At 53.3% G+C, this 14,663-nt stretch carries 8 protein-coding genes; 5 read left to right on the forward strand and 3 right to left on the reverse strand.

The window, feature by feature from the left end; genetic code table 11:
* Positions 1-49 precede the first annotated feature (49 nt).
* The 3 genes from KV190_RS02740 to KV190_RS02750 are packed head-to-tail and all read left to right on the forward strand — an operon-like array spanning position 50 to position 6,761.
* Positions 50-997: an Rpn family recombination-promoting nuclease/putative transposase gene (locus tag KV190_RS02740; protein ID WP_460194490.1), complete on the forward strand. Its 948-nt coding sequence runs from the start codon at positions 50-52 to the stop codon at positions 995-997.
* Between the two features lie 27 nt (positions 998-1,024).
* Positions 1,025-4,051 carry an anti-phage-associated DUF1156 domain-containing protein gene (locus KV190_RS02745; RefSeq protein ID WP_460194491.1) on the forward strand — a complete coding sequence of 1,009 codons (3,027 nt, stop codon included), beginning with the start codon at positions 1,025-1,027 and terminating at the stop codon, positions 4,049-4,051.
* A 4-nt stretch (positions 4,052-4,055) separates the two neighbouring features.
* Positions 4,056-6,761 (forward strand): phospholipase D-like domain-containing anti-phage protein, encoded by a 2,706-nt coding sequence (locus tag KV190_RS02750; protein WP_460194492.1) that lies wholly within the window; start codon positions 4,056-4,058, stop codon positions 6,759-6,761.
* An 11-nt stretch (positions 6,762-6,772) separates the two neighbouring features.
* Here KV190_RS02750 and KV190_RS02755 read toward each other — a convergent pair whose 3' ends face one another.
* Positions 6,773-7,795, reverse strand: coding sequence for an aspartate-semialdehyde dehydrogenase (locus KV190_RS02755; protein ID WP_460194493.1), 1,023 nt, complete (start codon positions 7,793-7,795; stop codon positions 6,773-6,775).
* A gap of 183 nt (positions 7,796-7,978) precedes the next feature.
* Here KV190_RS02755 and KV190_RS02760 point away from each other — a divergent pair, with 183 nt between their 5' ends.
* Both KV190_RS02760 and KV190_RS02765 read left to right on the forward strand, forming a co-directional pair.
* Entirely contained in the window at positions 7,979-12,211 is a 4,233-nt protein-coding gene (locus KV190_RS02760) for a two-partner secretion domain-containing protein (RefSeq protein ID WP_460194494.1), read from the forward strand.
* A gap of 112 nt (positions 12,212-12,323) precedes the next feature.
* Positions 12,324-13,538, forward strand: a complete 1,215-nt coding sequence (locus tag KV190_RS02765) for a CHAT domain-containing protein (RefSeq protein WP_460194495.1) — start codon at positions 12,324-12,326, stop codon at positions 13,536-13,538.
* A 34-nt stretch (positions 13,539-13,572) separates the two neighbouring features.
* Here KV190_RS02765 and ribH read toward each other — a convergent pair whose 3' ends face one another.
* The gene (gene ribH, locus KV190_RS02770) at positions 13,573-14,109 is read right to left on the reverse strand and encodes a 6,7-dimethyl-8-ribityllumazine synthase (protein ID WP_460194496.1); all 537 of its coding nucleotides are present in this window, start codon (positions 14,107-14,109) and stop codon (positions 13,573-13,575) included.
* A gap of 47 nt (positions 14,110-14,156) precedes the next feature.
* Positions 14,157-14,609 carry a hypothetical protein gene (locus tag KV190_RS02775; protein ID WP_460194497.1) on the reverse strand — a complete coding sequence of 151 codons (453 nt, stop codon included), beginning with the start codon at positions 14,607-14,609 and terminating at the stop codon, positions 14,157-14,159.
* Positions 14,610-14,663: the final 54 nt, after the last annotated feature.

The following is a 14,663-nucleotide window of genomic DNA, read 5'->3' on the forward strand; positions in this document are numbered from 1 at the left end:
TGTCTGTGCTGGCCTCCCTTGAGGCGGTGGCTGCTTGGCTAGATAACTAATGCGGTGCGACTCCCTTTTTTACCAGCTTTTTACCCAACTGCCCCAGACTCTCTTTGACCTCCTTGGCGTTGACTATCCCCTTGGCTACCGCTTTGATTCGGTCGAGATCAAGCAAACGGCTTTCCGCATTGACGGTGTCTTTGTGCCCCCTGAGCCGTCAGGCATTGTCTATTTCTGCGAAGTCCAGTTTCAGCGAGACAACACGCTCTATGAGCGGCTCTTTGCGGAAATCTTTTTGTATCTGCGGTTGTATCGGGGCACCTTCTCTGACTGGCGGGCAGTGGTGATTTATCCCAACCGACAAGTGGAGCAAGACTCAATCACGCCTTATCAACTGCTACTGGATAGCGGTCAGGTACAGCGGGTCTATTTGAATGAGTTGGGGAACCCTGCCACGTTACCGTTGGGGGTGGCGCTGATGCAATTAAGTGCATTGACCGCAGCGGAAATGCCGACAGTGGCTCAACAGCTTGCGCAGCGGAGTCGCACAGCCCCTGAACCGATACGGGGGGCGATAATGGAGTTACTGACCACGATAGTGCTGTACAAGTTTGAACACCTGAGCCGCGAGGAGGTGGAGCAAATGTTGGGATTCACCAAGGATGAGCTGAAGCAAACACGTTTCTATCGTGAGCTATACGACGAGATTTACACCACAGCCAAGGCAGAAGGGGAGATGCTTGGCAAGCAACAGGGCTTAGAGGAAGGGCTACAACAAGGCCGCCAGCAAGGGCTACAACAAGGCCGTCAGGAAGGGATAAAGGAGGGAGAAAGTTTGATAGTATTGCAGCTCCTAAAGCGGCGCTTTGGTGACCTTCCTGCGGACATTGAACAGAAAATTAGAAACCTTTCCCCTGAGAGAATTGCTGCTTTGGCGGACATCCTGCTTGATATTGCCTCCCTTGAGGCGGTGAATGCTTGGCTACAGGAGCATTCTGAGGACTAGACTAGATTCACAGTCATCAAAGCCACGATGCCCGATCGCCCCCCAACTACGGAATCCCCACCCACCCTCCCCCCCCGTGCTTGGGCACATCGTCCCGCCCTGATTGAACGCCTTTTACCCGTCCAGAAACTCTCTGCCGAAGTGTATAAGGAACGCATGGCAGGGGCAGGTCAAACCCTCACGGCTCTCGGTTCCTATTGGAAAGGTCGTAAACCGCTGATTCTTGCCAAGGCTTGCATTTTGGGGTGTCTGTTGCCCGCCACGGATGACCCGCAGCGCGATTTGGAAATTTTTGAACTGCTGATGGGCATGGATGATGCCTCCCTTGCTGCCCGCACCAAAAAGAAACCCACCCCCAAGGAAATTGCGGCCAACGTCACCCTTGCTCGCCTACAGGATTTTTTCGATATTTCACCGCCTCAGTTGCTGCTGCGCGCTGCTCCTGTAGATTGGTCAAACCCCCTCTATGCCAATGTGAAATTATCTTGGCGCGATGATGTTCCCCTGTGGGATCGCCGTCACCTCGAAGCTGAACTCTTGCCCAAGGTGCCCTATCGGCAGCGCATTGAAAATCTCTACCGCCCCGAAGAAGTGGCCGATGTCCACGATCACATTTGGCAGCGGGTCAATGCTCACTTGGGAACCCATGCCCACTCCTTTCCTGAACTGATTGAACAGTTGGGCATTCTGCGCTTTGGTCATCGCCCCCGTGTGGCCGATACCTTTTGCGGTTCGGGGCAAATCCCCTTTGAAGCGGCTCGCCTTGGCTGTGATGTCTATGCCAGTGACCTGAATCCCATTGCCTGTTTGCTGACGTGGGGCGCATTTCACATTGTTGGTGGCACCCCCGAAGAGCGGGCACAACTGGAGCAAGATCAACAGGAACTGGTGGCCAAAGTCCAAGCAGAAATTGATCAACTGGGCATTGAAGAGGATGGCAAGGGTTGGCATGCCAAAGTCTTTTTGTATTGTCTTGAGAGTCGCTGTCCACAAACGGGCTGGTGGGTGCCCCTCTTACCAACGCGAGTCATTAGCAAAGGCTATCGGGTGATTGCCGAATTAGAGCCAGAGGCCAGTGAGCAGCGGTATCGCATTCGCATTCGTACGAGTGTCAGCGATGCAGACCTCAAAGCTGCCGAAAAAGGCACTGTGCGCTCCGATGGACGCGGCCAAGACCCCTACCTCATTCATACGGTCAACGGTCGTGAGTATCGCACCAAAATTTCCACCCTGCGGGGCGACTACAAAACCCCTGACGGCAAAACCGCCAATCGCCTCCGCCGCTGGCAAAAATCTGACTTCAAACCCCAGCCCGATGACATTTTCCAAGAGCGACTCTACTGCATTCAGTGGATGCGCCCCATTGCCAATACCAATCGCTATGAATATGAATTTCGTGAGGTCACTGCTGCTGATTTAGAACGGGAGCGAATTGTTGAAGACTATGTGGCCAAACACCTGACTGAATGGCAGGAAAAAGGCTGGGCGCCTGATATGGCTATTGAACCCGGGGATAAAACGGATGAACCGATTCGCACACGCGGATGGACGTATTGGCATCACTTGTTTAATCCTAGACAGTTATTGTTGGGTGCTTTAATCAATGGCTATAGCAATTCAAACTTGAAGTTTGCCTTTGCTCAAACATTAAATTGTAATTGTCGATCAAGTCGTTGGCATAGTGCAAAAAAAGGAGTAGGTGGTAGTGTTGAAGGAATATTTGATAATCAAGCACTAAATACATTACTAAACTATGGATGTCGAAGCTTACTTTATGCTTGCAATTTCCTTCTTCAATCTTATAAACACTGGCCACTCGATAATCAACTCACCCTTAATGTCTCATCAACACCTGCCAATCAAATTACAGATAGAATAGAGCTTTTTGTTACTGATCCGCCCTATGGCGACGCGGTGAAGTACGAAGAAATTACTGAGTTTTTTATTGCTTGGTTGCGCAAAAATCCACCGCCAGAGTTTGCCGATTGGGTGTGGGACAGTCGTCGTGCCCTCGCCATCAAAGGGGAAGGGGAAGAGTTTCGCCGCAATATGGTCGAGTCTTACCGCCGCATGACGGAGTGCATGGTGGACAATGGCCTGCAAGTGATCATGTTTACCCATCAGTCGGGGGCGATCTGGGCGGACATGGCCAATATTGTTTGGGCAGCGGGCTTGCAGGTAACAGCAGCATGGTATGTGGTCACTGAAACCGATAGTGCTTTGCGCAGTGGTAGTTATGTCAAGGGCACGGTTCTGCTAGTGTGTCGCAAACGCCAAGGCCACCTCAGTACCACCCGCGATGATTTGGCATGGGACTTGCAAGAGGAAGTGGAGCAGCAGGTGAATTTGCTGACGGGGCTAAATCAGCAGGCGCGGGGATGGTATCGCGATGAAAATGTCTTTGAAGATGCTGATTTGCAGATGGCGGGCTATGCGGCTGCCCTGCGGGTCTTGACCCAATATGACCGCATTGATGGCCGCGACATGACCAACGAAGCCCTACGACCCCGCATCAAGGGCGAAACCACCTTTGTGGATGAACTGATTGCCTTTGCCGTGGATATTGCCAACCAGCACCTTGTGCCCTCGGGGCTAAGCCGCGACCTCTGGAAGGAACTCCAGCCCACGGAGCGGTTTTATCTAAAGATGCTGGATCTTGAACTGCGGGGTCTGAAAACCCTAGACAACTATCAAAACTTTGCCAAAGCCTTCAAAGTGCGCGATTTTTATCCCCTGATGGCGGACAAACGCGCCAACCATGCCCGCCTCAAAAGTGCCATCGAACTGGGCAGCAGCCTCATGGACAGCGGCAGTGAATTTGGGGGAACCCTTTTGCGCGGCATCCTCTATGCCCTCATGGAACTGCAACAGGATGAGGACGTGGATGTGGTGATTCAGCACTTGAGCCATAACCTGCCCGATTTTTATCGTCAACGGGAGCAAGTTATTGAAGTCTGCCAATACATCGAACACCACCTGCGCTACCACCGTGCCGCCGAAGCCAGTGCCGCCCGCATCCTTGCCGAAGCCCTCTTGCATCAACGATTAAATTAGGGTTATGGGTGCCTTGAACCGTTTTTCCTCCCGTCTCCAACCCCTCGATCGCACCTTTCTTGAGGATCGCTTGCAGGGGGCAGTGGCCTACCGTCGCATTGCGGGCTATTTCCGTAGCTCCATCCTAGAACTGGTGGGCGAGTCCCTCAGTACCATTCCCACGATCCAAGTGGTTTGCAACAGTGACCTTGACCCCCAAGATTGGCAAGTGTCCCGCCGTGCCCGTGAAGCCGCTCTCCTCGATCGCTGGCAAGAAGCGGATCCTGCCCTCGAAGCCGCCCTCTATCGCCCCCAATACCGTCGCCTTTATGAACTGCTCCGCCAAGGCAATCTCCACATTCGCGTCGTTCCCGCCCAGCAGCTTTTTCTCCACGGCAAAGCAGGAGTGATTGAATCGGCCACAGGCCACAAGACCTGTTTTCTTGGCTCCGTCAATGAGTCGAAACGGGCTTTTAGTACCAACTATGAACTCCTCTGGGAAGACCCCACCCCCGAAGGTGTGGCTTGGGTCGAAGCGGAATTTGCTGCCCTCTGGGAGATGGGCATTCCCCTGCCTGAAGTGATTATTGAGCAGATTCACCGCATTGGCGATCGCCAAGAAGTCAAACTGATTGACCTAGCTCCCCCAGACCTGCCTGCTGCCACCCTTGCCGAAAGTCCCCTCTACCGCCGTGGTGAAACCCTCCAACCGTGGCAACGAGACTTTGTCGCCCTTTTTCTTGAGCACCGCCAAACCTATGATCAAGTGCGCCTCCTCCTCGCCGATGAAGTGGGGGTGGGCAAAACCCTCTCCCTCGCCACCGCTGCCCTTGTGGCCAATCTATTGGGGGATGGCCCTGTCCTCATCCTTTGCCCTGCCCCCCTCACCCTGCAATGGCAAACCGAACTCCTCGACAAACTCGCCATTCCCAGCGCCGTTTGGATGTCCCAAGGCAAATACTGGCAAGATGCCCAAGGTCACATCATCCGTACCCGTGGCGTTGAAGACATTGCCCGCTGCCCCGTACAAATCGCCATTGTCTCTACGGGCTTAATCATTCAGCAATCCCCCGAATGTGAGGTTTTACTCAGTCGCCGCTATGGCACCGTCATCCTCGATGAAGCCCATCGGGCGCGGCGGCGGGGGGGTATCGGTCAAAAAGCAGGCCAACCCAACCACCTGCTGGACTTCATGCAGCAAATTGCCCAACGCAGCCGACACGTCCTCCTAGGTACCGCCACCCCCATTCAAACCCAAGTCTATGAACTCTGGGATCTCCTCGGCATCCTCAACCAAGGAGCAGGCTTTGTTTTGGGAACCTACTCCCGCTGGCAAATATGGGAAAACGCCCTCCCCATTGTCAAAGGCGAACAATTTCCCCCGAGTGCCCGCGAAATGTGGGAGTGGCTGCAAAACCCCCTTCCCCCCGCCAAAGAGCACCACATCTTTTCTGCCATCCGACTTCAGCTAGGGTTGGATGACAAAGAGTACCGCGTCAGCACAGGATTTGCCAGCCTTCCTTGTTTTACCCAGACACGCTTAGAAGTTGAGCTACCCGCAGCATCTGAATTCCTCTACCACCACAATCCCATCGTTCGCCATACCGTTGTACGTCGCCGTCGCACCCTCGAAGAAAAAGGCCTCCTAGAGCGAGTGGGTGTCATTGTCCACCCCCAACCCGATGCCCCCCTAGGCACCTATGGCGACGTTCCCTTTATGGGTGTCGGCCTCATGGCCAACTATACCTTTGAGTGTGCCTACACAGCCGCTGAAGAATTTAGTCATGCCCTTGGTCAACGCACCCGTGCCGCTGGCTTTCTCAAAACAATCCTTCTGCAACGCCTCTGCTCTAGCTTTGCGGCCGGACGGATCACCGCTACCAAAATCCTCAACCATCAATCCCTCGACGAGGACAGCGACCTTGCCCCCGCCACTTCCATCTTTAGTGACCTGACTCCTGCCGAGCAGCAAGCCCTCGAACAGGTCATTGCCGAGCTAGAGCGTCCCGAAGCCCGAGATCCAAAACTCACCGCTGTTTTGGCTTTCCTCACCCAGCCCCTCACTGACCCCCACCCTTGGCTCGAGTATGGCTGCATTATTTTCAGTCAGTTTTACGATACCGTGACCGCCGTGGCCACTGCCCTGACCCAAGCTCTCCCCACAGAACTCATTGCTGTCTATGCGGGTGTCGGCAAAAGTGGTCTTTGGCAAGGGGGACAATTCACAAGTGTCGATCGCGAAGCCATCAAGGACGGCGTCAAGCACCACCGCATCCGCCTCGTCATTGCCACTGATGCTGCCTGTGAAGGGTTGAACCTTCAGACCCTTGGCACCCTGATTAATGTTGACCTCCCTTGGAATCCCTCCCGTTTGGAGCAACGCTTGGGTCGGATCAAACGCTTTGGCCAACGCCGCCCCACCGTAGAAATGCTCAACTTGGTCTATCACCACACCCTTGATGAAAAAATCTATGAAGCCCTCTCGCGCCGCATGAAGGATCGCTACGACATCTTTGGTAGCCTGCCCGACACCCTTGAGGATGAATGGATTGACAACATCGAGCAACTCGAAGACTTGATGGACAAGTACCTCCACCTCCGCCAAGAAGCCCGCAACGCTTTTGAATTACGCTATGAACGCCATGTCAGCGACGATCCCGATCAGTGGCGCAACTGTGCGCAGGTACTGGCACGGCAAGACATCCTTAATGTACTCAGCCAACCGTGGTAGGCTCTTTGGGCTTAGAGGAGTCCTTGGGCAATCAGAGATTCAGCAATTTGCACTGCATTCAAGGCTGCCCCCTTACGAATTTGATCGCCACACAGCCACAATTCAAGGGCATTGGGTTCAGAAAGATCTTGGCGCAGCCGTCCCACCAGCACTGGGTCTTTACCTGTGGCTTCTAGGGGCATGGGGAAATAATTGCGCTGCCAATCTTCAACAAACTGGACTCCTGCGGCCTGTTGCAGGCGATCGCGCGCCTCTTGCAGCGGAAAAGGCTCAAAAAACTCAACATTCAGCGCTTCCGAATGGGCACGCAGCACAGGTACCCGCACACAGGTGGCCGTTAGCCGCAACTCTGGGGCATGGAAAATTTTGCGGGTTTCATTGACCATCTTCATCTCCTCTTGGCAGTAGCCCTGCTCATTGAGGGGAGAATTGTGAGGAAAGAGGTTAAAGGCCAAGGGATAGGGAAAGGCCTCTGTGCGCGGTGGTTGGCCCTTGAGAATATCGAGGGCTTGATCCTTGAGTTCTTGCATCGCTTTTGCCCCCGCCCCACTGGCAGACTGATAGGTGGCCGCCACAATTCGCCGAATCGGTCGCACCTGATGCAAGGGCCAGAGCGCAACCGTCATCAAAATCGTGGTGCAGTTGGGATTGGCAATGATGCCTTGGTGGGTTTTGAGATCTTCAGGGTTAACTTCGGGCACCACTAAGGGAACGTTGGGGTCCATGCGATAGGCACTGGAATTATCAATGGCGATCGCTCCCCCTTGGATGGCGATCGGTAGCCACTGCCGCGACACACTTGCCCCTGCCGAAGCCAAAATCAAATCCAGTCCCTTGAGGGTCTCCTCACTCACCGCCTGTACGGGCAGCACTGTCTCCGCAAAAGAGAGGGTTTGACCGGCTGAACGGGGCGAAGCCAACAGCCGCAACTCTGCCACTGGAAACGACCGTTCCGCCAAAATGGCTAAAATTTCCGTGCCAACCGCACCTGTCGCTCCTAAAATGCCAACCCGTAATCCCTGTGCCAAGACCATTACTCCTAGGAATATTAAGCTCATTTTATGATCGTTGCGGATTAAGAAGTAACAAGGCACAGCACTTTGGAAATTTTATTGCTGTATCTATAATGGCTACAGCCAATTTCTACAACGGCCTCTGCACTCCCCAAAAAGAGTCGCCAGCGGCAGGACTCGATGAATCATCTGGAGGCTGGGATCGTGAAAACTCTCCAACAGTACCTATTTCCCATCGCCTTAGCTTTTTGGGGACTGTTGAGTAGCGCTGCTTACAGCCAGATTACCCCAGCCACCAATGGCACTGGCACCACTGTCATCCAAAATGGGCAGCAGATTGATATTGGCGGTGGCAGCCTATCAGGAAATAGCCAAAACCTCTTTCACCTGTTCCGTGACTTCAATGTCAGTCACGGCCAAATCGCCAACTTTCTCTCTAATCCGCAAATTCGCAACATTCTTGCGGGGGTCAATGGTGGCAACGCCAGTTACATCAATGGCTTGATTCAAATCACGGGTGGCAACAGTAACCTTTATCTGCTCAACCCTGCGGGAATTATTTTTGGCCCCAATGCCCGTCTGAATCTCCCCGCTGCCTTCCATGCTTCTACCGCTCAACGGGTGCTGTTTGAGGGAGGGGTCTTTGATGTCAATGGCCAGAATCTCTATCAATCCCTCAATGGTCAGCCCACAGGTTTTGAATTCCTGAGTAAAGGCCTCATCATTAATGAAGGCGAGCTTAGGGTCGGTAGTGGTCAAACCCTCAGCCTAATGGCACACCATGTGATCAATACGGGTACACTGGCAGCCCCCGCAGGAAATATCCACATTGCGGCTGTACCTGAAACAGGAATGGTGCGCGTCTCCCAAGAGGGAATGCTGCTCAGCCTTGAGATTCCTCAAGAGCGACTACCCACTGGCGGAGCGATCGCTGCTGTGGACTTACCTAGCTTACTCACTGGCAATGGTTTACAACCTGTCAATAGCGTCATTCAAAATCCCGACGGCACGATTCGCCTTGTCCATGACCCCAGCAAAATCTCCACCACAACCAACACCGCCGTCATCAGTGGCAGCCTTTCCGTCGCCAATCCCCTCGGTATGGGTGGCCAAATCACGATCACCGGTCAAAATCTCGCCCTCATCAATGCCAACTTAACTGCCTCTGGTCAACTCGGGGGTGGCACGATTCTCTTGGGGGGCGATTACCTAGGGGGCACCACTGGTACCAACCGATTGCATAGCAGTTTCAATGCCCAAAATCTCTTTATCAACAGTGGCAGTGTGATTGCAGCGGATGCCCTCAATCAAGGCAATGGTGGCACTATCATTGCATGGGCAGACAACAGCACTCAATTTGCCGGCACGATCAGCGCACGCGGTGGGCAACTTAGCGGTCATGGCGGCTTTGTGGAAACTTCTGGTCGAGAATTACTCAGCGTTTGGGGAACAGTAGATGCCAGTGCAGTTAATGGTCAGCCTGGTACATGGCTCCTCGACCCACGCAATGTCATCATTTACAACGTGACCAATGGCGGTATATTTTCTGGCGGCAATCCTGATATTTTTACCCCCACCACTGATAATGCCTTTGTTGCGAATACTGCCATTGAAGCTGCTCTGAATCTCGGCACTAGTGTCATCATCACAACCGGTGATACTGGAACGCAAGCTGGTGACATTTTGGTTTTTGCTTCTATCACCAAAACAGCGGGTAGCGATGCGTCCCTGACTTTCCAAGCCGCAAATGACATTCTTGTTGCGTATGACATTCGCTCAGAAGTAGGCCGACTGAATATCATCCTCCATGCCGATGCCGATAACAGCGGTGCCGGTGCCATTGAATTAGACTCGGTCTCACTCATTTCTAACGGCGGCAATATTATTTTGGGGGGTGGTTCTGATCCTTTCACCAGTCCAGCGATCGGTGTCAATACTGCTGGGGTTAATATCCAAAACTCGACCCTCAATGCAGATGGCGGCCATATTAGGATTCATGGCAGCGGTGCAACAACGGATGGCCAAGAAGGGGTGATGATCCGTGAAAGTTCAATCCTCACCTCAGGGTCTGGGGAGATCACCATTCTAGGGACAGGTGGTTCTAGTGTTTATAGCGCTGTGAATGGTATCTGGATTCAGAACTCCTTCATCAGCGCCGAAGCTGGCAATCTTACCTTAACGGGTACCGGGGGTGATGGTGGTGAAGTATTTTTCAACCTTGGCGTCGGTCTTCAAGAGTCAGAAATTCAAACCACGACAGGGAATATTACCCTTACGGGAACTGGCGGTACCGGCTTTGCCTTTAACCAAGAAGGCATCCAGAGCAGATTCACCAGCATCACCAGTCAAGGTGGCAACATCACCCTCAGTGGCACAGGGGGGGAATCAAGCGCTGGGATTCGTTTCATCGCTACTACTGACACGGATTACCCTGCTGAAATCAGGACGACTGGGAATGGGAATATTCTCGTCGAAGGTCGCGGCACTGATGGCAATCCCGGGCTGGTCATGGAAGTCTCTGACTCTCTGACATTAGCTGTTCAAGATGGCGTGCTCACATTAGCAGCTCAGGGGGGGATTGAAGTCTTTGGTGATCTTCCCTCTCTGCTAGATATCCATAGTGCCGGGGCAGGCCGCCTTGTCTTTCAACCGATTGATGCGGATACTCCCGTCGGCATTGGCGATGGTGCAACGGGTGACTTAATCATTGATCAGTTTCTCCTCAACCAAATCACGGGTGGATTCTCATTAATTACCATCGGTCATCCTAGTGGTACTGGTCTCATTGATGTTCGCCCCTTCAGCCTAAACTACAATCTCGCCCTACAAACCCCCAGTGCAAGTTCCCTAGGTATTCAGTTCAATGGCTCTGGCACGACGGATCTCAATGGTCGCAATCTCACACTCAATAGCGGTGGCGGCGTTACTCAGGGCAGCCATGTCATTTCTGGGGGGACGCTCCAACTCCTCGGACAGGGGAGTTTCATCCTCAACAATCCCAACAATGGGTTGCAGGCACTCTCAGGAAATGTCACTGGAAATGTGAACTTGAGTAATCAAGGTGCCCTAGGTATCGTCAGTTTCAACAATGGTGTCAATGGTCTCACCACTGGCATCAATACCAACGGCAATACCCTAATCCTCAGTTTAAGCAGTGGGAACCTAACGCAAAGTGCGCCCATTCGAGCAGGCAGCTTGGGTTTAACTTTAGGAGATGGCAGTGCAATTTTGACTAACCCGAACAACCAAGTGGGGATACTAGCCGCTGAGTTGAACAGTTCGAGTGATTTGCAATTTATCAATAACAGTACCCTTAGCGTTGGCAGTGTTAACCCGATAGGCATTACAGGGCGCAGCATTTTCCTGCAAACATTAACAGGCGACGTGATTCTCAATGCACCAATTTCTGCCGTTGGGACTGGAGATGCAATTGTCCTTGCTGCGGAAAATAACTTTATTAATAACTATGGCTCAAATGTCTTCAGTACCCCCAACGGTCGCTGGCTAGTTTATTCGACTGACCCGAATTTCAATATCAACGGCGGCCTCACGGGTTCAGAGCAATTCGATACCACCTATCCTGAGCCTGCCCTATTTTCTGGTTCTGGTTTTCTCTATCGGGTTTCTCAAGCCCCCCCCAGCCCCCCAACGGAGCCACCCCCGCCTCCACCACCGACATCGCCATCTCCACCCCCAACGGAGCCACCCCCGCCTCCACCACCGACATCGCCATCCCCACCCCCAACGGAGCCACCCCCGCCTCCACCACCGACATCGCCATCTCCACCCCCAACGGAGCCACCCCCGCCTCCACCACCGACATCGCCATCTCCACCCCCAACGGAGCCACCCCCGCCTCCACCACCGACATCGCCATCTCCACCCCCAACGGAGCCACCCCCGCCTCCACCACCGACATCGCCATCCCCACCCCCAACGGAGCCACCCCCGCCTCCACCACCGACATCGCCATCCCCACCCCAACGGAGCCACCCCGCCTCCACCACCGACCATCGCCATCCCCACCCCCAACGGAGCCACCCCCGCCTCCACCACCGACATCGCCATCTCCACCCCCCCAACGGAGCCACCCCCGCCTCCACCACCGACATCGCCATCCCCACCCCAACGGAGCCACCCCGCCTCCACCACCGACATCGCCTCCCCCCCCCCAACGGAGCCACCCCCGCCTCCACCACCGACATCGCCATCCCCACCCCCAACGGAGCCACCCCCGCCTCCACCACCGACATCGCCATCCCCACCCCCAACGGAGCCACCCCCGCCTCCACCACCGACATCGCCATCTCCACCCCCACCAGTACCTCCAGAACCCCAAATTCAAGAGAATCTGGGTCGGATCTTACTTGGCGAGGAGATACAAGGCACTCAACTGCCCCAGAATACCGCTCAAGTCGTTTACTTCCCCGGAGTTGAGATCATCCGTCAGCAAATCAGTACTGCTTTTGATCAGGGAGACTACAACAGTGCTATCAAACTGCTTCAGCAGCTTTATTCCTTTGAGTTTAGTGACTACTTTGGCGAATTTTTGAGCACTCCTAGTCAAGAGGAACTACAGTTCCTTGACATTGATCAAATCAAAGAATTACTAGGGCGTATGGCTCAAGAAACAGGTCAAAAACCTGCCGTGAGCTATGTCTTTTGGCGACCTGAACAGTTGGATATTCTCATCATCACACCCGAAGGGGAACCCATTTATCAACCCGTTCGAGTGTCCCAAGAAGCAGTGCGCCGCGTCATTGCTGCCTTTAACCGAGAGGTGCGAGATCCAACGAAAACCAATAGCGAATCCTATCTACCCTTCGCGCAGCAGCTCTACCAATGGATCATGGGCGGCGTCGATGCTGAATTGCAAGCACAAGGCATTAATACACTGGTTTTTGCCCTTGATCAGGGGTTGCGGAGTGTACCGATCGCTGCTTTGCACACGGGGTCAAATCTTATTTCCTCGACGGTCAGTGATAGTCCAATAGGTCGTAATGGTCAGTTTCTAGTGGAACGCTATAATCTGGGTCTCATTCCCAGTATCAACTTGGTGGATACCCGCTACCAGCCGTTGCAAAGTGCTTCTGTGCTGGCAATGGGTGCCTCTCAGTTCACAAAGCAAAGTCCTTTGCCAGCGGTTCCTATCGAGCTACAAACAATTACGCAACTGGTAGGACGAGGGCAAGTATTCCTCAATGAAGCTTTTACGGTCTCAAACTTGGAAACTCAGCGGCGGCGCAGTCTCTACCCTATCCTACACTTAGCGACCCATGGTGAATTTAATGCGGGTAAGCCGCAAAATTCCTATATTCAGTTTTGGGATAGCCAGCTTTCAATGGCTCAATTACGGCAGTTGCGGTTATTCCAGCCACCCACAGAGCTAATGACGCTGAGTGCCTGTCGCACAGCGGTAGGAGATACTAATGCAGAACTTGGGTTTGCTGGACTGTCACTCCAAGCGGGTGTGAAAAGTTCGGTTGCCAGCCTTTGGTATGTTAGTGATGAAGGGACACTGGCTTTGATGACGGCATTTTATGGCCAGTTGAGAACTGCTCCCATTAAAGCAGAGGCCTTGCGACAGGCACAGCTTGCCCTGATCCATCAGCAGATTGTGATTGAGGAGAATCACCTGCGCGGTGCTGGACTGCGGGGAGGGCTTTCAATTCCTTTGCCTCAAGAAGTTCAAGTTGGGGGTGGGCGTCAACTTTCTCATCCGTACTTTTGGGCAGGATTTACGATGATTGGCAGCCCTTGGTAGCCCTAGGAAGAAATTTCTGCTTCACCATTTGGGATTACCCGTCCGTGAGAACGGGGGTACTGGGGCTGAGTTTGGCTGTGGGTGGATTGATGCTGCTGGGGAGGGTTTGCATCAGGTTTGCCATTTCGAGGGCATTGAGGGCATATTCCCAACCTTTATTGCTTTTAATGCCAGCGCGTTCAAGGGCCTGTTGCATCGTGTCGGTGGTGAGAATGCCGTAGATAATCGGCACACCCGTTTGCATGGAGGCAGTGGCAATGCCTTTGGTGACTTCAGCAGCCACATAATCAAAGTGGGGGGTTTGGCCACGGATGACTGCCCCTAGACAAATAATGGCAGCATAGCGACGACTGGCCGCCAGTTGAGCTGCCACAAGGGGAATTTCAAAACTACCGGGAACCCAAGCATAGTCCACTTGAGAACCGTGGGGATTGGGATCAACGCCATGACGACGCAGACAATCTTGGCAACCCTCTAACAGCTTGGTCGTAATCAGGTCATTGAAGCGGGAAATCACAATGCCAAAGCGAGGCGTTCCCAGAACTTGATAGGTGCCTTCAAAAACAGCCATAGGTGGAGGTGCGAAATCTTACCCAAAAGAGTATAACCTGCAACGGCCTAGGAGGAGCGATCGCCTTGCTCCACTAGGAAGTCTTGGGACTGCCACTGCCGCACAATACTGGTTAACTTGGTAACAAATGGGTCAGACCCTAAATTAGGGTGAAATTCACTAATTCTTGTATCGCTAGGTGCCTCTGAAAGGCGAGAGGGAGGAGGTTCCGGCACACTAATGGGTAATGACTGGCAGATAATGGCTTCAAACTCACTGTTGAAGTGATAAATCGGTTGCTCACGGCGTTGCCATAGCTCTAAAATTTGCTCTACGGAAATGGCCTTATAGCGCCCCAGATAGAGGGCTTCAATAAGTGCGAGGCGAATCCAACGGGGAGGAAAATGGCGCAACCAGCGATCTAGGATGACCTCAACTGAGGAGCCATCCAAATCAAACCCATATTGACGTAGCAGGCGATCGGCAGCCTGAATGGCGGCATTGTTGCCAATATGTGCCATGCACCAATGTTGCACTCCCGCAGTAACGGTGCCTCTATGATGCCACAAGTTTTC

This window comes from Thermosynechococcus sp. FA-CM-4201 (assembly GCF_054689355.1).